Annotated in this window: 15 protein-coding genes and 1 tRNA gene; 6 read left to right on the top strand and 10 right to left on the bottom strand. The window is 64.7% G+C overall.

All coding sequences use genetic code 11. From position 1 onward, the window contains the following. Window positions 1-53 precede the first annotated feature (53 nt). Window positions 54-149 (top strand) — tRNA-Sec (locus NCS02_RS19180). Between the two features lie 70 nt (window positions 150-219). Continuing rightward, window positions 220-2,019: a RecQ family ATP-dependent DNA helicase gene (locus NCS02_RS19175; RefSeq protein WP_250503107.1), complete on the top strand. Its 1,800-nt coding sequence runs from the start codon at window positions 220-222 to the stop codon at window positions 2,017-2,019. On the opposite strand, the gene NCS02_RS19170 is transcribed toward NCS02_RS19175, so the two are convergent. From NCS02_RS19170 to NCS02_RS19140, 7 genes are all read right to left on the bottom strand, one after another. After that, the gene (locus NCS02_RS19170) at window positions 1,985-2,986 is read right to left on the bottom strand and encodes a HEAT repeat domain-containing protein (protein WP_250503106.1); all 1,002 of its coding nucleotides are present in this window, start codon (window positions 2,984-2,986) and stop codon (window positions 1,985-1,987) included. The genes NCS02_RS19175 and NCS02_RS19170 overlap by 35 nt on opposite strands. Continuing rightward, the gene (locus NCS02_RS19165; RefSeq protein WP_175979536.1) at window positions 2,983-3,813 is read right to left on the bottom strand and encodes an ABC transporter ATP-binding protein; all 831 of its coding nucleotides are present in this window, start codon (window positions 3,811-3,813) and stop codon (window positions 2,983-2,985) included. Before NCS02_RS19165 ends, NCS02_RS19170 begins: the two co-directional genes overlap by 4 nt. Further along, window positions 3,810-4,628, bottom strand: a complete 819-nt coding sequence (locus NCS02_RS19160; protein WP_208456974.1) for an ABC transporter permease — start codon at window positions 4,626-4,628, stop codon at window positions 3,810-3,812. Before NCS02_RS19160 ends, NCS02_RS19165 begins: the two co-directional genes overlap by 4 nt. A gap of 4 nt (window positions 4,629-4,632) precedes the next feature. Then, the gene (locus tag NCS02_RS19155; protein WP_250503105.1) at window positions 4,633-6,039 is read right to left on the bottom strand and encodes an ABC transporter substrate-binding protein; all 1,407 of its coding nucleotides are present in this window, start codon (window positions 6,037-6,039) and stop codon (window positions 4,633-4,635) included. A 17-nt stretch (window positions 6,040-6,056) separates the two neighbouring features. Next, window positions 6,057-6,302, bottom strand: coding sequence for a 4Fe-4S dicluster domain-containing protein (locus tag NCS02_RS19150; protein ID WP_008352838.1), 246 nt, complete (start codon window positions 6,300-6,302; stop codon window positions 6,057-6,059). A gap of 10 nt (window positions 6,303-6,312) precedes the next feature. Continuing rightward, window positions 6,313-8,049, bottom strand: coding sequence for a fumarate reductase/succinate dehydrogenase flavoprotein subunit (locus tag NCS02_RS19145; protein ID WP_250458028.1), 1,737 nt, complete (start codon window positions 8,047-8,049; stop codon window positions 6,313-6,315). Window positions 8,050-8,117: 68 nt separating this feature from the next. Continuing rightward, window positions 8,118-8,924: a GntR family transcriptional regulator gene (locus NCS02_RS19140; RefSeq protein ID WP_250436068.1), complete on the bottom strand. Its 807-nt coding sequence runs from the start codon at window positions 8,922-8,924 to the stop codon at window positions 8,118-8,120. Window positions 8,925-9,083: 159 nt separating this feature from the next. Here NCS02_RS19140 and NCS02_RS19135 point away from each other — a divergent pair, with 159 nt between their 5' ends. The 3 genes from NCS02_RS19135 to NCS02_RS19125 all read left to right on the top strand — a co-directional run bounded on the left by NCS02_RS19135 (window position 9,084) and on the right by NCS02_RS19125 (window position 12,164). Beyond that, window positions 9,084-9,683, top strand: coding sequence for an RBBP9/YdeN family alpha/beta hydrolase (locus NCS02_RS19135; RefSeq protein WP_250436067.1), 600 nt, complete (start codon window positions 9,084-9,086; stop codon window positions 9,681-9,683). 95 nt (window positions 9,684-9,778) lie between these two features. Further along, window positions 9,779-10,780, top strand: coding sequence for a sulfate ABC transporter substrate-binding protein (locus NCS02_RS19130; RefSeq protein ID WP_250519927.1), 1,002 nt, complete (start codon window positions 9,779-9,781; stop codon window positions 10,778-10,780). A gap of 91 nt (window positions 10,781-10,871) precedes the next feature. Continuing rightward, the gene (locus NCS02_RS19125) at window positions 10,872-12,164 is read left to right on the top strand and encodes a chloride channel protein (RefSeq protein WP_250519926.1); all 1,293 of its coding nucleotides are present in this window, start codon (window positions 10,872-10,874) and stop codon (window positions 12,162-12,164) included. Here the strand turns inward: NCS02_RS19125 and NCS02_RS19120 are convergent. From NCS02_RS19120 to NCS02_RS19110, 3 genes are read right to left on the bottom strand one after another with little or no spacing between them, the layout of a single operon-like run. Next, the gene (locus tag NCS02_RS19120) at window positions 12,089-13,624 is read right to left on the bottom strand and encodes an efflux transporter outer membrane subunit (protein ID WP_250458026.1); all 1,536 of its coding nucleotides are present in this window, start codon (window positions 13,622-13,624) and stop codon (window positions 12,089-12,091) included. The genes NCS02_RS19125 and NCS02_RS19120 overlap by 76 nt on opposite strands. Continuing rightward, window positions 13,621-16,743: an efflux RND transporter permease subunit gene (locus tag NCS02_RS19115; RefSeq protein WP_250503102.1), complete on the bottom strand. Its 3,123-nt coding sequence runs from the start codon at window positions 16,741-16,743 to the stop codon at window positions 13,621-13,623. Before NCS02_RS19115 ends, NCS02_RS19120 begins: the two co-directional genes overlap by 4 nt. After that, window positions 16,740-17,861: an efflux RND transporter periplasmic adaptor subunit gene (locus NCS02_RS19110; protein WP_175979529.1), complete on the bottom strand. Its 1,122-nt coding sequence runs from the start codon at window positions 17,859-17,861 to the stop codon at window positions 16,740-16,742. The genes NCS02_RS19115 and NCS02_RS19110 overlap by 4 nt, the downstream gene beginning before the upstream one ends. Window positions 17,862-18,133: 272 nt before the next feature. Here NCS02_RS19110 and NCS02_RS19105 point away from each other — a divergent pair, with 272 nt between their 5' ends. After that, a complete protein-coding gene (locus NCS02_RS19105; protein WP_008352853.1) occupies window positions 18,134-18,757 on the top strand; it encodes a TetR/AcrR family transcriptional regulator in 624 nt (207 codons plus the stop codon). Window positions 18,758-18,777 lie beyond the last annotated feature (20 nt).

Here is an 18,777-nt window from a genome sequence, read left to right as displayed (position 1 = left end):
AATCGGACGCCCGGTCGAAATTCGATCGGACGTGCAGCGCCGTGGTTTTCAAAGGAAGGCATCCGTATCCGGTGGTGCGGCCGGGCTTCAAACCCGGTTGGGGATGTCAGACATTCCCAGGTCGGTTCGACTCCGGCTGCCTTCCGCCAAGCAAGCCTGTCTCGCAAGGAACGCCAATTGCGGATGTCATTGCGCATCCACGATCCGCGTTACCTTCGAATGAACGACAGAGCCGACATCCACACGCAATCGCGCAAGCCGCTCGATCGCGAACTCGAAACCGCGCTGCGCAAAGTCTTCGGCTTTCCGCACTTGCGTCCCGGACAAGAAGACGTGATTCGCAGCGTGCTCGACGGCAACGACACGCTCGCCGTCATGCCCACCGGCGCGGGCAAGTCGCTGTGCTATCAATTGCCCGCGCTGCAATTCGATGGCATGACGGTCATCGTGTCGCCGCTGATTTCGCTGATGCGCGATCAGCTCACGAAGCTGGTCGAAGCGGGCATTGCGACCGCCATGCTCAACAGCACGCTCTCCGCGAGTGAACAGCGCGACGCGATGCAGGCCATCGCGCGACACGAAATCCGCATGCTCTTCGTCACGCCCGAGCGTCTCGTCGATGCCGAATTCACCGCCGAACTCACCGCGAAGGACATGCCGCCGATCGCGCTTGCCGTCATCGACGAGGCGCATTGCATCTCGCAATGGGGCCACGATTTCCGGCCGGCATATGTCGAACTGATCCACGCGATCAAGACGCTCGGCCGTCCGCCCGTGCTCGCCCTCACCGCGACGGCGACGCCCGCCGTCATCGTCGATATCGTGCGCGAACTGGAGATGAAGCGCGCGAACGTCATCCATACGGGCGTCTTTCGCGACAACCTGCATTTCAGCGTCGAACAACTCACGAACCCGGATGACCGGCGCCGGCGCGCGATCGAGATCGCGACGGGCGAAGCGGGGAGCGGCATCGTCTATTGCGCGACGGTCGCGGAATGCGAGGCGCTGCATGCCGCGCTCGTCGATGCGGGTGTCGAGGCCGAGCGCTATCACGGCAAGCTGTCGTCGGGCGCCCGCTCGTCATCGCAGGACGCGTTCATGGAGAACCGCGCGCGCGTGATGGTCGCGACCAATGCGTTCGGCATGGGCATCGACAAGCCCGACATCCGCTTCGTCATTCACGCGCAGATGCCCGGCAGTCTCGATGCGTACTATCAGGAAGCGGGGCGCGCCGGCCGCGACGGCGAGACCGCGCGTTGCACGCTGTTGTTCGAAATGAAGGACAAGCAGGTGCAGCAGTTCTTCATGAGCGGCCGATATCCGAGCGCGGAGATGATTGCGCGCGTCGCGGAGAAAGTGCGCGAACTCGCGAGCGACGATGCCGCCCGCACGCTCGACAAGCCGCTTGCGCGTCTGCGCGAAGCGTTGCCGAACATCGGCGCGAACAAGCTGCGCGTGGCGGCGGCGCTGCTCAACGATCTCGGCATGACGCGTCGCACGCGGCGCGGCGGCATGAAGCTCGTCGACGACGATGCGGCCATCGCGAAGCTCGAAGGGGCGTCGCAGGAATACGCGGCGCGCAGCGAACGCGATCGCGCGGTGCTCGAGCGCATGATCGCGTATGCGCAGAGCGCGCAGTGCCGCTGGCGCATGCTGCTCGACTACTTCGCCGACGACATGAACGACGCGCGCACGTCCGCGCCGCTGCGCGCGAGCGATGTGCATTACCGCGCGCCCGACGACGAACTCGACGGCGGCCACTGCGGCGTGTGCGATAACTGCGTGCATCCGCCGGAGGTGATCGAGAGCCCGCGCGAAGTGCGCGAACAGATGCGCGCCAAAGAAGAAGAGCAAGCCGATCGCAAGACGAAGGCGTTCGCGCCGGGCGAGCGCGTGAAAGTGCGTCGTTATGGCGAAGGCATTGTCGAAATGATCAGCGGCGAGCGCGTCGCCGTGCGCTTTCCCGATGACGAGACGCGCACCTTCATCGCGCGCTATGTGAAGCGTGCCGCTCGCTGATCTGCGCAATCGCGATGCGCGCGGCCTTGCGCACTTCCGGATCGCCGTCGTCGAGTGCGGCTTCGAGCACGGCGAGCGCATGCGTATCGCCGAGTTCGCCCAGTGAAAGCGCGGCCTCCTTGCGCACGTTGCTGATCGGAAACGTCAGCAGTTCCGACACGGCATGCGTGCTTGCGACATCGCGCAAACGTCCGAGCGCGCGTGTCGCCTGCAACGTGACTTGCCAATAGTCGTCGGAGAGGGCGTCTTCCAATGCATTGCGCGCGGCGACGAGACGCAGCTTGCCGAGCGTCGCGGCGGCTTCCTCACGCACACGCCACGCTCGATCGGAGAGCGCGTGGATCAACGTTTCGATCACGCCGTCGTCGGTGGCGAAGCCCAATGCGCCGACGGCAGCGTGACGCACTTCCGTCGAAGCATCGGTGCGCGCGATGTGCTTCAACTGCGGCAGCGCATCCACATGACGCAGCCAGCCCAGCACGCCGATGGCCTCGCGCCTCACGAACGGCGACGCATTCGCTAGCGCCGCAAGCGCAGGTCCGGCCGCGCTCGGCAAGCGCAATTCGCGCAACGCGCGCAAAAGGGCCGCGCGCTTGAACGCGTCGGCATCGGTATCGGCATCGGCGAGATGCGGCAGCAGGCGTTCGCCCGCGACGGGATCTTTCAACGCAGCGAGACTGTCGGCGGCGGCTTCGCGCGTATCGGTATCGGCGTCGTCGAGCGCGGCGCATAGCGCATCGACTGCTTCGTCCGTTTCCCACGCGCCGAGACGTTGCGCCGCGGTGCGACGCACGTCGGCATCCGTGTCGTGGCGCAGGGCATCGGCGAGCAGGGGCAGCCAGGCTTCGTCTTCGAGGTCGGCGGCTTCGAGCACGGCGAGACGGCGCACGGCGGCATCGGCATCGTTGAAGCGCGCGGCGAGGGCGGCGTCGGTGACGGTATCGAAAAGTGGATTGGTGTGCGTCATGAGAGAACGGAGTGTGATATGTCGATGCGCGCGGGCGCGTCGTTCGATGCGGCCATCGGGCTCGCAAGCGGATAACGAAGCAACGCGAGACAACGACGCTTCAACGCGACGAATCCGGCTTCCGTGACGAGCTCGCGTTCACGCGGACGCGCAAACGGCACGCGCAGTTCTTCGAGCACCGTGCCCGGGCTATGGCTCATCACGAGAACGCGATCAGCGAGAAAGAGCGCTTCGTCGATGTCGTGCGTGACGAACATGACCGTCGGACGGCGCTCGCTCCATACATCGAGCAGAAGCGCCTGCATCGATGCGCGCGTTTGTGCATCGAGCGCGCCGAAGGGTTCGTCCATCAGCAGCACGCGCGGCTCGTTGAGCATCGCGCGCGCGATCTCCGCGCGTTGCTGCATGCCGCCCGAAAGCTGCGCGGGATAGCGCTCCGCGAACGCGCCCAGCCCGACGCGATCGAGCAACGCCCGCGCGCGCAGATGCCGCTCGCGTTTCTTCACGCCGCGCATCTTCAGTCCGAACGCAACGTTATCGAGCGTCTTGCGCCACGGCAGCAGCGTGTGCTGCTGAAACACCATGCCGCGCTCGGGATGCGGTCCTTCGATGAGCTTGCCATCGAGCGTCGCGCGGCCCGCGTTCGGCGCGACATGTCCCGCGAGCGCGGCAAGCAAGGTCGACTTGCCGCAGCCCGACGGCCCGAGTATGCAGACGAATTCGCCCGGCTCGATGACCGCGTTCACATCGCGCACGGCGGTGAATGCGCTCGCGCCGTCGCCCAACGCAATGCCGAGCGCTTCGAGTTGGATGCGGCCCGCGCTCATCGAATCCTCCCTGCGGCGAGCCACGGCGTGAGCCGCGTGCCCGCGACGCGCACGAGCGCGCTGCTGCCCATGCCGAGCAGGCCGATCAGCAACATGCCGACGACGACATCGGGATAACGCTGCACCGTGTACGACTGCCATGTGTAATAGCCGATGCCGTATTGCCCCGAGATCATCTCGGCGGTGACGAGGCAGAACCACGACGTGCCCATGCCGATGGCAAGGCCGGTGACGATCGCGGGCGCCGCGCCCGGCAGGATCACTTCGCGCAGGATCACGCGATTGCCCGCGCCGAGACTGCGCGCCGACGACACGAGCCGTGGCTCCACGCCTTCGACGCCGTGTATCGTGCCGAGCAGGATCGGAAAGAACGCGCCGGTGAAGGTGATGAAGATCATCGACATTTCGGAGGAAGGAAACATCAGGATCGCGAGCGGAATCCACGCGACGGCGGGAATCGGCCGCAATACTTCGAGCGGCGTGAGCAACGCGAGGCGCGACCATTGCGAGCGGCCGATGGCGATTCCGAGCACCACGCCGCTCGCCGCCGCCGCGACATAACCCGCCGCGATGCGTCTCACGCTGCTCGCGAGGTCGGCCACGAGCTTGGGCGAATGCGCGAGATCGATGATGGCCGCGAGCGTATCGGCGGGCGTCGGCACATTCTCGAACGTGACGATGCCGAGGTTCCAGCGATGCGTCGTCGCCAGATGCCATAACGCGATGCACAGCGCGAGCGACGCCCACTGCACGCCGGCGCGCGCGCCGCGTGAACGCAGCAACGAAGGAGCGGAGTATGCGAGCGTCGCCATCATGGCCTCATCGGTTGGCGAGCGCGGTCGGCTGGCGCGCGGCGGCGAAGTCGAGCACTTGTCCGCCGTGCGCGTTCGCCCAGGCCTCGGCGCGATCCTTCAGCAGGAACGCGTTCAACTGGCCGTCGCCGGTCTTCGCGAACCATGCCTGATTGCCGAGCAGCTTGATGCCGCTCTCACGATCCTGCGCATAGAACGCGCGCACCTGTTTGCCATCGCGTTCGAGCGTGCCGAGCTCGCGCACCGCTTCTTCCGGCGACGCATAGCTGCGCACCTTCGGCTCGCCGCGCACCCAGATCTGCGCGACGCGATCCGTCTTTGCGATGGGCTTGCCCGTCAGCGCATCGTTCGCGACGAGCGGCGCCGGCGCATAGTTCTTCAGTGCCGCTTCGTAGTCGAGATGCTCGGCCTTGAATGCGGCGCGCAAGTAACTATCGTCGATGAAGCTATTGGCGTTCAGATCGCCGTCGGCACGCTTGAGCAGCTTGAGCGTATCGAACGATGTCTGCACGGCCTTGCGATACTCGGGCTTCCATGTGAGATCGCGCGTCTGCAAGCCGAGCGGACCGTGAAAGAGATAGTCGACTTCAGGCTCGATGCCCGTCACCTTCGCAATCAGCTCGCTGTACTTCTCGGGTTCCGCCGTGAGCAGACGATTCGCTTCGATCGCGGCACGCAAGTACGCGACGACAATCTCCGGATACTTCTGCGCATAGTCCTTTTCGACGAGCGTGCCGTGCAGCGTAGGCGATCCCGCCTGCGAGCCGTCGTAGATCTTGCGCGCGAAACCGCGATACGGAAACAGCTCCGCGAAGGGCACGAAGTCCGCGTGCGCGTCGATCTTGCGCGTCTGCAATGCGGGTCCGGCGACTTCGGGCGCCTGCGTGACGATATTCACATCGCGCTCCGGGTCCCATCCTTGCGCCGCGACCGCGCGCAGCAACATGCCGTGCGCGGTCGATGCGAACGGAACGGTGATCGTCTTGCCCTTCAGATCGGCGATGGACTGCGCGGGCGAATCCGTCGGCACGACGATGCCGTTGCCGCTGCCGCGCACGCTGCCCGACAACACGCTGATGAAGATGCTGCTCTTGCCGGCCTTCTGATTCGCGACGCCGTTCAGCACGCCGGGGAAATCCGCCATCGAGCCGAAATCGAGCTTGCCCGCGACCATCTCGTTCGTGATCGGCGCGCCGCTCGTGAAGTTCTTCCATTGAACGTCGTATTGCGCGTCCTTGTATTTGCCATCGTGCGGCAAGTACTTTTCGAGCAGATGCAGTTCGCGGATCAATGCGCCGCCGGCTGCGGTATTGATCGTCGTGTCCTGCGTGCCGATAGCGACGCGGATCGTTTCCGCATGCGCAGCGCCCGCGAACAAGGCGACTGCAAGCGCGATGGATAGCGTTCGTTTCATGAAGCGAGTCCTCGTCATCATCGAAGAAGATAGGGAATGTCGACATGCACGGCATTGGTCGGGCAATCGCGTTCGCAGGGCATGCAGTACCAGCATTCGTCGAACTTCATGAAGGCTTTGCCGGTGTCGGGATCGATTGCGAGCAGGTCCATCGGACAGACATCGATGCAGACCGTGCAACCCTTGTCGGCGATGCACTTGTCTTCGTCGATCATCACGGGAAGGCTCGAGCGCTGGCGCGCTTCGCGGGGCACGAGTGCCATGTTCTCTCTCCTATGCAGCGACGGGCTGCGACGTGCGAGCCACGCGCAGACGCGAATACGCGCCGCGCTCGGACTCGTCGACGGGAACCACGTACGGTTCCACGGGTTTCTTGAAGGACGTCATGCGTCCCGATGCGTCCTTCTTCAGATGCGCGTGGCAGAACCATTCGTCATCGTTGCGCTCAGGAAAATCGACGCGATGGTGATAAAGGCCCCAGCGGCTCTCCGTGCGATACAGCGACGCGCGCGCGGCCATTTCCGCGCAATCGAGGATCGCGGCGACTTCAGCGGCGCGCATCAGCTCGTGCGGATCGGCGGCGCCGAGACGCTCGACGTCCTCGCGAATCTCCGCGAAGCGTTGCAGGCCGATCTCCATGCGACGCGTGACTTTCGGCGGCTGTAGATAGTCGTTCACGAAGCGGCGCAGCTTGTATTCGACTTGCGCGGGCGGCAGGCCATGTTCGCGCGACAGCGGCGCAAAGATGCGGGCACGCTCATGTTCGATCTGCGATGCGTCGAGCGCGGGCAGCGCGCGGCCGGCGACATGCGCGGCGGCATCTTCACCGGCGAACCATCCGTAAGTGAACGCGCCGAGCATGTAGTTGTGCGGCACGGCGGCCATGTCGCCCGCCGCGTAAAGCCCTTGCACCGAAGTGCGCGCGTGCTCGTCGACCCATACGCCCGATGCGCTGTGTCCGCTGCACAGGCCGATCTCCGAGATGTGCATCTCGATCATGCGCGAGCGATAGTCGTTACCGCGCCGCGCATGAAAGCGCCCACGGCTCGGCCGCTCGTTGGTGTGCAGGATCGTTTCGATCGTTTGAATCGTTTCTTCCGCGAGATGATCGAGCTTGAGAAACACCGGCCCGTTGCCGCTCTGGAGTTCCTGATAGAACTCCCACATCATTTGCCCGCTCCAGTAATCGCATTCGATGAAGCGCTCGCCCTTGCCATTCGCCGTATAACCGCCGAGCGGTCCCGTCACATACGCGCATGCCGGGCCGTTGTAATCCTTGATGAGCGGATTGATCTGGAAGCATTCGAGATTGGCGAGTTCCGCGCCTGCGTGGTACGCCATCGCGTAACCGTCGCCGGCGTTGGTCGGATTCTCGTACGTGCCCATCAGATAGCCCGATGCGGGCAGGCCCAATCTGCCGGCCGCGCCGCAGCAGAGAATGACCGCTTTCGCGCGGATCACGTAGAAGTCGGCGGTGCGGCAATCGAAGCCCATGACGCCCGCGATCTCGCCATTCGGGCCATTCAGAAGACGCGTGGCGACGACGCGATTCGTGATCTCCACGCGCGCACGCTTCAATTGCCGGTACAGCACCTTCTTTACGTCGTGACCTTCGGGCATCGGCAAGACATACGCGCCCATGTGATGCACCTTGCGCACGGCATAGTCGCCGGTATGGTCCTTCTCGAACTTCACGCCCCAGCGATCGAGCTCCTCGATGGTCGTGAAGCTGTGGCGCGCATACGCATAAATCGTGGCCTGATTGACGATGCCGTCGTTGGCCACGGTGATTTCCTTCGTGTACTGCTCGGGCGTCGCGTGGCCGGGAATGATCGCGTTGTTCAGGCCGTCCATGCCCATCGAGATCGCGCCGCTGCGTTTCACGTGCGCCTTGTCGATGAGCAGCACGCGCAGATTCGGGTCGCGCTGTTTCGCCTTGACGGCGGCCATCGGCCCAGCCGTGCCGCCGCCAACGACGACGATGTCGTATTCGAGTTCGTGGGTCTGCATGATCTGGTTTCGCCGCTTGTTATGACAAGTCAGGACCAGATTCTAGAAGTGCGCGAACCGCGAGGGAATCAATTGTTTTTGCTTTGCTTGTGCCTGCTTCGAATAACGCGCGATGCGGCGGGCGAGGTCCGTTCGCGATCGATGCGCAGCCGATACTGGAACGTATCGCCTCGGAAATAGAGGTATTCGAAGTCGATGGGCTTGCCGCCGGCATCGTGCGTGAGGCGCTCGATGCGCAGAAGCGGTGCGCCTTTTTTCACGTCGAGCGCATCCGCGATGTCGGGCGCGGCGGCGATGGCGTCGATCGCCAGATCGGCGTGACCGAGCGGCACGGCGCAGTCGTTTTCGAGCATCAGGAAGATATCGCGCGTGGCGAGCTCCGCGCGCTTCAGGCGTTTGCCGATGGCTTCGGGCAGGAACGTCACTTCGTACGAAACGGGCGCGCGATTGAGCAGGCGCACGCGATGAATCTCGGCGACGCTGCTGCCTTCGGCAAGCGCGAGTTGCGCGGCGACTTCGGGCGGCGCGGCCACGACGCGCATCTGCACGACGCGATTGATGATCTCGTGTCCGCTCTCCGACATCGCCTCGGCGAAACCCTGCAGCGACGTCACGTTCTGAAACGCCTTCGGTTGCGATACGAACGAGCCCTTGCCGTGGACCTTGAAGATCAACCCTTCCTTTTGCAGGTCGCCGAGCGCCTGGCGGATCGTGATGCGGCTCACGTCGAACATCGTCATTAGCTCGCTTTCCGAGGGCATGCGGCTCATCGGCGGATAGCGGCCATCGAGAATGCCGGAGCGCAGCACGTCCTTGATCTGCGTGTAGAGCGGTACGTGCGAATCGAGCGAAACGGAAGGGCGACGGGTCGGCATGAGAGCGGGAAGGGGAAGGAAGGCGGGCGCTTCGAGCTGCGATTATAGCGGCGCGCCCCGGCGGCATCGCCATAAACAAATGACGAAATATTGGTTAGCGCCCGCTGCGCGCTGCACGAGAATGGAACCTGTCCAGTTCGAGTCCAGCGAGGATCGAAGATGAATCATCGTAACGCGCCCGATGCACGAAACGCAGGAAACGCGGTCACGCTCGTCACGGTGCCCGGCTTGCACGGCAGCGAGGACGCGCACTGGCAGAGTTGGCTCGAACGCGAGATGCCCGGCACGCGGCGCGTCGAGCAACGCGACTGGAGCACGCCGAATCTCGCGATCTGGAGCGATGCCGTCCTCGACGTCCTCGCGGGCATCGACGGTCCTGTCGTCATCGCGGCGCATAGCTTCGGCTGTCTTGCCACGGGACATGCGCTGAGTCACGCATACTTGCCGAACGTGAAGGGCGTGCTGTTCGTCGCGCCCGCGAGCCCGGCGAAGTTCCGTTTCGCGGGCGCGTTCAACGCGCGCAGGCTCGATACGCTGTCGCTCGTCGTCGGCAGCGAGACCGATCCGTGGATGCCGCTCGACGACGCGCGCACGCTCGCGCAGCGCTGGAACAGCGCGTTCGTCAATCTCGGCGATGCGGGGCATATCAATACATCGGCGGGATTTGGGCCGTGGCCGCTCGCGAAGCATTTCGTCGAAACGCTCGCCCGCCGCGCGTCGCCCGAATACGAAGAGGAGGAACAGCGCGCGTATGGTTGACCCCGCTGTCTGAATTCGTTCAATGCATGCATGGCCGCCCTCGGGCGGCCTTTGTCTGTTGTGCGGTAGACAAACCCCTTGTCTTTGGAGAGAAAATGGCAGTTCACAAGAAGCTGATCGTTACGGTTGCACTCGGCATCGCGGCGAGCTTCGCGCATGCGGACACGACGCTGCTCAACGTCTCGTACGACGTGACGCGCGAGCTGTACAAGGATATCGACGCGGCCTTCGTCGCGGACTACAAAAAGAAGTCGGGCGCGACGGTATCGGTGCGGCAGTCGCATGGCGCATCGAGCGCGCAGGCGTTGTCGGTGACGCAAGGTTTGCAGGCCGATGTCGTCACGATGAATCAACCCAACGACATCGACTTGCTCGCGGAGCGCGGTCAGCTCGTGCCCGCGAACTGGCGCAGCCGTCTGCCGGACGTGAGCGCGCCCTACACGACGACGATGGTTTTCCTCGTCCACAAGGGCAATCCGAAGAACATCAAGGACTGGAGCGATCTCGCGCGGCCCGGCGTGCAAGTGGTGATTGCGAATCCGAAGACATCGGGCAACGGACGCTATGCGTATCTCGCGGCATGGGGCTTCAAGAAGCAGCAAGGCGCAAGCGACGCGCAGGCGCAAGACTTCGAGAAAGCCGTCTTCAAGAACGTGCCCGTGCTCGATACGGGCGGGCGCGGCGCGACGACGACCTTCACGCAGCGCGGCATCGGCGATGTGCTCGTCACCTTCGAAAACGAAGTCGGCCTGATGAGCGCGGGACCGGGCGCGAAGGACTTCGAGGCGGTGTATCCGTCGGTGAGTCTGCTCGCGGAACCGCCTGTGTCGATCGTCGACAAGGTCGTGGACAAGCGCGGCACGCGCAAGGAAGCGCAGGCGTATCTCGACTTTCTGTTCACGCCTGCCGCGCAGGAAATCATCGCGCAGCATCATCTGCGTCCGCGCAACGCCGACGTGCTTGCAAAACACGCGAGCGAGTTCAAGCCGCTGAAAACCTTCACCGTCGAGCAGATGTTCGGAAGCTGGCAGAAGGCGCAGCAGACGCATTTCGCCGATGGCGGCACGTTCGATCAGGTCGTGGCGGACAAGAACTAGCATCGTTCGTATTCGAAACTGCGTGCGCAGCGCGAAGAGCAACTGGGGGACTTGGGATTAAGCTGTACGTTTTCCCCCAACGGTGACTGCGATGCCCTCGTCGAACGCAAGCGCGAAGCTCATCGTCGTTACCGTGCTCGTCGGTCTGGGCGCGGGTCTCGGCGGCATGTCGCTGGCGCTCTTGCTGCATCTGATCCAGCACGTCGCGTTCGGCTACAGCCTCGATGCGTTCACCAGCGGCGAAAGCTTTCTCGAAGGCATATCGGCTGCGTCGCCCGCGCGGCGCTTCATCGTGCTGACGCTTTGCGGTGTCGTCGCGGGCGTCGGCTGGTGGTGCGTGCATCGCTTCGGCAAACCGCTCGTCAGCATCGCGAAGGCCGTCAAGGCCGACGATCCGCGCATGCCGACCGGCAGCACGATCGCGCATGCGCTCCTGCAGATCGTCACGGTCGCGATGGGCTCGCCGCTCGGCCGCGAAGTCGCGCCGCGCGAAATCGGCGCGTTATGGTCCGGCTGGCTCGCGCACTACGCGGGACTCACGCCCGCGCAATCGCGCATCATGGTCGCGTGCGGCGCGGGCGCGGGGCTCGCCGCCGTCTATAACGTGCCGCTCGGCGGCGCCGTGTTCGTGCTGGAAGTGCTGCTCTGCACGTTCGATGGCGCGATCATCGCGGCGGCGTTCGTGACGTCGTCGATCGCGGCAATGGTCGCGTGGATCGGGCTCGGCGACGGGCATCAGTATCATCTGCCGGACTTCACGCTGAACGCGCAACTGCTCGCGTGGGCCGTTGTCATGGCGCCGGTTTTCGGGGCGGCCGCGCGTCTTTTCGCGAAGCTCACGAGCGCCGCACGCGAAAACGCGCCACGCGGCAAGACGTTGCCTGTGCTGACGATCGCGAATTTCGCGCTAGTCGGCGCGCTGGTCATGTATTACCCGCAGCTCGCGGGAAACGGCAAAGGTCCGGCCGGTCTTTCCTTCGAAGATCACGTGAGCTTCGCGCTCGCGGGCGTGCTGCTCGTCCTGAAGGTAACGATCGAAGTGAGCTCGCTGCGCGCGGGCGCGCAAGGCGGCCTGCTCACGCCGGGCCTCACCAACGGCGCGCTGCTCGCCATCGTGCTCGGCAGTCTGTGGAACGGCATCTGGCCGGGCACGCCGCTCGGCGCGTTCGCGGTCATCGGCGCGGGTGCGTTTCTCGGCGCGGCGATGCAGATGCCGCTGACCGCGCTCGTGCTGATGCTCGAATTCACGCGTTTCGATCACGACTTCCTGATTCCGTCGGCGATTGCGATAGCGGGCGCGACGCTCACCTATCGCTGGCTCGCGCAACGTTCGCCCGCGCCTTCGGCCGCGCCGCAGCAAACGTTGCGAGGTCTCTCCGACTGATCGTCCGAACATCGCGTTTGCACGACCGATGCTTCCGGCGCAACCGGCGAACCCATCGCCTGAAAGAGCGCGGCGGTATCGCTCAGACGCGCGCTGCTCGCGCGGATCGTCGCAAGCCGCGCGTTGAGATACTGCTGCTCGCTGCCGCGCGCCGCGCGAGGCGGGATCGCGCCGAGACGCACGCGCGCAGCCGCATCCGCCGATGCATCGCGTGCCGCGTTGCTCGCGCGATCGGCGAAGGCGAGCGTTTCGCTGTCCGTTTCGAGCGACGCCAGCGTGTTCGCGACGTTCTGAAACGCCGCGAGCACGGTCTGCTTGTACTGCGCGACGGCGGCCTCATACGTGGCGATGGCCGCGCGCCGTTGCGCGAGCAGCGCGCCGCCATGAAAGATCGGCTGCGACAGGGATGCGCCCACGCTCCACAACGCGCCCGCGCCCGAGAGCGCGGTCGGCCAGTCGAAGCCGCCTTTGCCCATCGATGCCGATATCGACAAGCTCGGAAACAACTGCGCCGTCGCGACGCCGACTTGCGCCGCCGACGCCTTCAACGCCGAATCGGCGGCCTGGATGTCGGGGCGCGTCTGCAGCAATTCCGACGGCAGCACGACCGGCACATCGGACGGCACGGCGAGGCTCGCGAGATCGAGATCGTCGGGCGCCTGATCGGGCGTGCGTCCGAGCAGGACGGCGAGCGCGTGGCGGGTCGCAAGCCATTGCGCGCGCAAGCCCGGCAATTGCGATGCGAGCGACGCCGCGTTCTGCTGTGCGGCGAGCATGTCGGCGCGCGATGCGGAGCCGAGCGCGTAGCGGCGTTCGGCATCGTGCGCGTCGTCGTTGGCTAGCGCGACGAGACGCGTCGTCACGTCGATCTGCGCATGCAACGCGGCCGCGCCGATCGCACCCGTCACGATGTTCGCAGCAAGCGCACGGCGCGCGGCATCGAGTTGAAAGGCCTGTTGGTCGACCTGCGCGGCAAGCGATGCATTCGCATAGCGCGCCGCGCCGAAGAGATCGAACGTGTATTGCGCCTGAATCTGCCCGACGAAGAGGTTGTAGAGCACGGTCGGCGGGCCGCCCTGCGGAATGCCGAAGCCGCGTTGCCGCGTCGCTTGTCCGCCCGCATCGATCTGCGGCAACAGCGACGAACCCACTTGCGCGCGCAACTGTTCGCGCGCCGCGACGAGGCTCTTGTCGGCTGCCGCGAGATTCGGGCTCGCGCGCAAGCCTTCATCGACGAGTGCATTCAGCGTATCCGACCGATAGCGCTTCCACCATTCGGGCACGGGCTTCGCGCCCACATCGAAACGTTGCGACGCGCCTTCTGCGCTCACGCTCGCCTGCACTTGCGTTTCGGCGCCGTAATGCGCGGGCTGCGGCATCGCGGGCGGCTTGCCATCGGGGCCGAGCGCGCACGCATTCAACGCGACGCACGCGCAAGTCATCAATAGCCGGCGATTCATGACGATGCTCCTTCGCGTTCGTCGAGCTTCACGCGAAACCACGCGGCATAGAGCGCGGGCAGATAGAAAAGCGTGAGCACGGTCGCGCTCGTGATGCCGCCCATGAGCGCGGTGGCCATCGGGCCGAAGAAGTTGCTGCGCAGAAGCGGAATCAGCGCGAGCACGGCGGCGGCTGCGGTCAGCGTGATAGGGCGGAAGCGCCGCACCGTCGCGCCGATGATCGCATCGAATCGCTTGTGCCCCGACGCGATGTCCTGCTCGATCTGATCGACGAGAATCACCGAGTTGCGCATGATGATGCCGAACATCGCTATGACGCCGAGCATCGCGACGAAGCCGAACGGCTTGCCGAATGCGAGCAGCGTGACGACCACGCCGATGAGTCCGAGCGGCGCGGTGAGCACGACCATCATCACGCGCGAGAAGCTCTGCAATTGAATCATCAGCAGCGTGAGCACCACGATCACCATCACCGGCATCTGCGCGTTGATCGACGCCTGACCCTTGCCGCTTTCCTCCACCGATCCGCCCACTTCCACGCGATAACCCACGGGCAACGCGCGGCGAATCTCGTCGAGCTTCTCGTCGATGGCGTGCGTCACGTCGATGCCTTGCGCGTCGCCCTTCACATCCGATTGCACGGTGATGGTCGGCTGGCGGTCGCGTTCCCAGATCACGCCGTATTCGAGCGTATCGACGACGCGGCCGAGCGCCCCCAGCGGCACCGGTCCGTGCGGCGTCGGCATCGCGATCGTCGCGAGCCGCGAAGGATCCACACGCTCGGCGCGCGGCGCGCGCAAGTCGACGCTGATGAGCTTGTCGCGCTCGCGATACTGCGTGACGGTCGTGCCGGTCAGCGTCATCGCGAGAAAGCTCGATATGTCCTGCGACGTGACGCCCGCATCGCGCGCCTTCTGTTGATCGATCTCGAAGCGCACCGAGCGCTCCGATGGCTCGTCCCAGTCGAACTGCACATTCGTCGTGCGCGAGTCGGCGCGCATGTCGCCGGCTACTTGTTCCGCGATATGACGCACCGTGCCGATATCGTCGCCGCTCACGCGAAACTGCACCGGATAGCCGACAGGCGGACCATTCTCCAGACGCGACAGGCGCGTACGCACGGCGGGGAAGCGCTCGCGCAACATCGGATCGAGCCAGCGCGCGAGCTGCTCGCGCGCTTCGACCGACTTCGCGGTGACGACGAACTGCGCGAAGTTGGGCGTCGGCAATTGCTGATCGAGCGGCAGATAAAAACGCGGCGCGCCGGTGCCGACGAAGCTCACCACATGATCGATTTCATCGCGGCCCTTCAACGCTTCTTCGAGACGCTTCGCTTCGCGCAGGGTCGCTTCGAACGATGCGCCTTCCTGCAATCTCACGTCGATCAGAAGTTCGGGTCGATCCGAGCTCGGGAAGAACTGCTGCGGCACGAGCGTGAAGCCGGCCATCGCGATGACGAAGAGCACGACCGTGACTGCGAGCACGACGAAGCGCCGCTTCACGCACCAGCCGACCCATCGGCGCAGGCGTCCGTAGAACTTCGTGTCGTAGATATCGTGTTCGTGATCGTCGGGCAGATGCGCTTCTTTCTTGCGCTCGGGAAGCAGCTTGTAGCCGAGCAGCGGAATCAGCACGACCGCCGCGAGCCACGATGCGATCAACGCGATCGCCGATACTTCGAAGATCGAACGCGTGTACTCGCCGGTACTCGACTTCGCGAGCGCGATCGGCAGAAAGCCCGCGACGGTGACGAGCGTGCCGGTCAGCATGGGAAACGCCGTGCTCGTGTAGGCGAACGCGGCGGCGCGCGTGCGGTTCCAGCCTTGTTCGAGCTTCACGGCCATCATCTCGACGGCGATGATCGCGTCGTCGACGAGCAGACCCAATGCGAGAATCAGCGTGCCGAGCGAAACCTTGTGCAAGCCGATATCGAAGAAATACATGAAGAGCGCGGTGACGGCGAGCACGATGGGAATCGAGATCACGACGACCATGCCCGTTCGCACGCCGAGCGATACGAGGCTCACGATCAGCACGATGACGACCGCTTCGGCGACCGCTTCGAGAAAGTCGTCGACGGAATGCGAAACCGCTCGCGGCATGCTCGACACTTCCGTCAGCTTCAAACCCGCGGGTAGTTGCGCACGCAACTTGATCATCGTTTCATCGAGCGATTTGCCGAGACGCACGACGTCTTCGCCCGGCTGCATCGTGATGCCGATGCCGAGCACGGGCACGGCCGCCGAACGCATCTGCGTGACGGGCGGATCGATGTAGCCGCGCTTGATCGTCGCGATATCGCCGAGCCGGAACGAACGCCCGTTCACGTTGATGAGCGTATCGGCGAGCGCGTCCACGCTCTTGAACTGGCCGCTCGGACGCACGAATACGCGATCGTTCGGCGTGGTCAGCACGCCCGCGCTCGACACGGCGTTCTGTCCGTCGATGGCCTGCGCGATCTGCTGCGGCGAGATGTTCAGACGCGTGAGCGTCGTATTGGGGATCTCGACATAGATGCGCTCTTCCTGATCGCTGAAGTAATCGACTTTCGCGACGCCCGGCACGCGCAACAGAACCGTGCGCAGCGAATCGGCGTAATCGTGCAGTTGCGCGGGCGAGAAGCCGTCGCCTTCGAGCGCGTAGATGTTGGTGTAGACATCGCCGAACTCGTCGTTGAAGAAAGGGCCTTGCGTGCCGGGCGGCAAGGTCGCGGCGATATCGCCCACTTTCTTGCGGATCTGATACCACTCCTCGGGCACGTCTTTCGCGGGCGCGGAATCTTTCATCTGAAAGAAGATCAGCGATTCGCCGGGACGCGAATAGCTGCGCATGAAATCCGTGTAGGGCGTTTCCTGCAGCTTGCGCGCGATGCGGTCGGTCACTTCCTCCTGCACCTGTCGCGCGGTCGCGCCGGGCCAGAACGTGCGGATCACCATCACGCGGAACGTGAAAGGCGGGTCTTCGGACTGCGCGAGCCGCGTGTACGCGAGGATGCCGAAGATCGTCGCCATCGCGATGAGAAACACGACGAGCGCGCGATGCCGCAGCGCCCACGCGGAGAGATTGAAGCGGCCTTCTTCGTGGCGATAGGCGTCGTTGTCTTCGCGTGTATCGCTCATGACGCGAAGTCCTCGGGATGCAGCGGCGCGACGACGCGCACTTTCTCGCCCGCGGACACCGTATGCACGCCTTGCCACACGATGCGCTCGCCCGCCGCGATGCCGCCCGCGAGCGTCACCGTGCGCTCGCCATAGCGCGCGACTTCGACGCGCCGCAGTTCGAGCGCATCGCCCGGTTGCTTCACGATCCACACGGCGGGATGGCCGTTGTCGTGAAAGAGCGCCGTCGATGGAATCGTGAACGCGCCTTTCGCGTCGCTGGCTGCCGCGAACGCGATGTCCGCCGTCATGCCGAGCCGCACATCGGGCGTCGGCGCTTCGAGCGTGAGCTTCGCGCGCCAGGTGCGGCTTTGCGTGTCGGCGGCGGGCGACAGTTCGCGCACGCGCGCCTTGAAGGTCTTGCCGGGCAGTGCGGCGAGCTTCACGTTCGCTTCGCGTCCGACGGCGAACGCGGCGAGCGCGGCTTCGGGCACGTCGCAGATCACGTCGATATCGCCGCTCCATGCAAGCGTATAAACGGCCTGGCCCGCCGTGACGTTCTGGCCGGTGTCGGCTTGCTCTGCGGTGATGACGCCCGCGTGATCGGCGGCGAGCGTCGCGTAGCGCAGTTGATCGGCGGAGAGCCCCGCTTGCTGCTGCGCCTGATTGCGCTGCGCGAGCGCCGACGCATACGCGTTCTGCGTCTGTTCGAGCTGCGCGGGCGCGATGAGATTTTCGGCGGCCTGCGCGCGATCGCGATCGAGTTGCTGCTTTGCATAGACGAGCTGATGCTCGGCCGCATCGAGCTGCGCGCGGGCGCTGGCACTGTTCTTCTCGGCATCGGCGGGATCGAGCCGGGCGACGACTTGCCCCGCCTTCACGCTATCGCCGAGGCGCACGCGCCGTTCGAGAATCTTGCCGTTGATGCGAAACGAGAGCGGCGTCGAATAACGCGATTGCACCTGACCGGGCAGGCTCGACGCGGTCGCGTGGCCGTCGGCTTGTGCCGCGACGGCGACGACCGGACGCGGTGCGGGCGCAGGCGCTTCATGCCGCTTGCAGGCGACGAGCGCAACACAGACGATCGGGACGAATGCCGCGCGCGCCACGACCGACGCGGGTGAGTGCAAGAGCTTCACAGGAACCTCGGCGCCCGCAAGGGCATGGTGCCGCGCGCCGCGAAGACGTGACGCGCCGCTCGTGGGCAAAGCAGGGGAAATGGGTTGTCCGGGGCTGTCCGGCAGCAATTTCGAGAAACGAGCCTGAATGGGGCGGATTGATGCATCGACCTGAAAGCCCCGTCCGGCAAGGGTTTCGACGACCCGGACGCAAATACGAAGTGAATTCTAATACACACTTGTATCTGAATGCAAAGACGGATTCGTAAGCCCTGCGGTGCTACACTGCGCGCATGAAACCAGTCCGTCTCACCCGCGAGCAGAGCCGTGACCAGACGCGTCAGCGTCTGCTCGACGCTGCGCAAGCGGTTTTCACGAAGAAAGGATTCGGCGCATCGAGCGTCGAAGATGTAGCCGCCGACGCGGGCTACACGCGCGGTGCGTTCTATTCGAACTTTTCTAGCAAGGCCGAGTTGCTGCTCGAAGTGCTCAAGCGCGATCACGACACGATCATGCAGCGCCTCTCCACGATTTTCGAAGATGGCGAGGCGTCGCGCGCCGACATGGAAGCGCGCGTGCTGCAGTACTACAGCGAGTGCTATCAGAACAACGCGTGCTTTCTTCTGTGGGTCGAAGCGAAGCTGCACGCGAGCCGCGACGCGAGGTTCCGCGCGAGCTTCAATGCGCTGATGCGCGAACTGCGTCAGACCACGACCGATTACATCCGCGCTTTTTCCGAACGCGTGGGCACGCCGCTCACCATGCCGCCCGAACAGATGGCGCTCGGCCTCATCGCGCTGTGCGACGGCGTGCAGTTCTTCTATTCGTCGGACCCGCAGTCGGTGCCGGCGCAATTCGCCGAGGACGTCCTCGCGCAATTCTTCCGGCGTGTCGTGCTGAGCGGCGCCGCCGAATAGGACAGCCTGATGGCACGCCT

This window comes from Caballeronia sp. NCF2 (assembly GCF_023631205.1).
Taxonomy (GTDB): domain Bacteria; phylum Pseudomonadota; class Gammaproteobacteria; order Burkholderiales; family Burkholderiaceae; genus Caballeronia; species Caballeronia zhejiangensis.
Note: the sequence above shows the minus strand (reverse complement) of the source record. Positions and strands in the feature narration are given on the sequence as shown.

Coding starts and splice junctions, on each gene's coding strand:
- NCS02_RS19175 (WP_250503107.1), top strand. CDS start 220: ATGAACGACAGAGCCGACATCCACACGCAATCGCGCAAGCCGCTCGAT.
- NCS02_RS19170 (WP_250503106.1), bottom strand. CDS start 2,986: ATGACGCACACCAATCCACTTTTCGATACCGTCACCGACGCCGCCCTC.
- NCS02_RS19165 (WP_175979536.1), bottom strand. CDS start 3,813: ATGAGCGCGGGCCGCATCCAACTCGAAGCGCTCGGCATTGCGTTGGGC.
- NCS02_RS19160 (WP_208456974.1), bottom strand. CDS start 4,628: ATGATGGCGACGCTCGCATACTCCGCTCCTTCGTTGCTGCGTTCACGC.
- NCS02_RS19155 (WP_250503105.1), bottom strand. CDS start 6,039: ATGAAACGAACGCTATCCATCGCGCTTGCAGTCGCCTTGTTCGCGGGC.
- NCS02_RS19150 (WP_008352838.1), bottom strand. CDS start 6,302: ATGGCACTCGTGCCCCGCGAAGCGCGCCAGCGCTCGAGCCTTCCCGTG.
- NCS02_RS19145 (WP_250458028.1), bottom strand. CDS start 8,049: ATGCAGACCCACGAACTCGAATACGACATCGTCGTCGTTGGCGGCGGC.
- NCS02_RS19140 (WP_250436068.1), bottom strand. CDS start 8,924: ATGCCGACCCGTCGCCCTTCCGTTTCGCTCGATTCGCACGTACCGCTC.
- NCS02_RS19135 (WP_250436067.1), top strand. CDS start 9,084: ATGAATCATCGTAACGCGCCCGATGCACGAAACGCAGGAAACGCGGTC.
- NCS02_RS19130 (WP_250519927.1), top strand. CDS start 9,779: ATGGCAGTTCACAAGAAGCTGATCGTTACGGTTGCACTCGGCATCGCG.
- NCS02_RS19125 (WP_250519926.1), top strand. CDS start 10,872: ATGCCCTCGTCGAACGCAAGCGCGAAGCTCATCGTCGTTACCGTGCTC.
- NCS02_RS19120 (WP_250458026.1), bottom strand. CDS start 13,624: ATGAATCGCCGGCTATTGATGACTTGCGCGTGCGTCGCGTTGAATGCG.
- NCS02_RS19115 (WP_250503102.1), bottom strand. CDS start 16,743: ATGAGCGATACACGCGAAGACAACGACGCCTATCGCCACGAAGAAGGC.
- NCS02_RS19105 (WP_008352853.1), top strand. CDS start 18,134: ATGAAACCAGTCCGTCTCACCCGCGAGCAGAGCCGTGACCAGACGCGT.